This is a genomic window from Streptococcus mitis, assembly GCF_946190275.1.
Taxonomy (GTDB): domain Bacteria; phylum Bacillota; class Bacilli; order Lactobacillales; family Streptococcaceae; genus Streptococcus; species Streptococcus mitis_DC.
Map to the genome: position 1 here is coordinate 1 of NZ_CAMHZQ010000062.1, position 329 is coordinate 329.

Annotated in this window: 1 pseudogene; it reads right to left on the bottom strand. The window is 52.9% G+C overall.

Features of this window, described 5'->3' with window-relative positions:
* Positions 1-329: pseudogene (locus N8M20_RS10240) on the bottom strand (hypothetical protein); the annotation flags it as partial.

Genomic DNA, 329 nt, shown 5'->3' on the forward strand with positions numbered 1-329 from the left:
AGTACTAGCGCTGTAGCATCTACATCAGCAAGCACAAGTGCGGTAGCGTCTACGTCAGCATCAACAAGTGCGGTAGCCTCTACGTCAGCAAGCACAAGCGCCGTAGCGTCTACCTCAGCGTCGACTAGTGCAGTAGCGTCTACCTCAGCATCAACAAGTGCTGTAGCATCTACCTCAGCGTCAACAAGTGCCGTAGCATCTACATCAGCAAGTACTAGCGCTGTAGCCTCTACCTCAGCAAGCACAAGTGCAGTAGCCTCTACCTCAGCAAGTACTAGCGCTGTAGCGTCTACATCAGCGTCAACAAGTGCAGTAGCGTCTACCTCAGC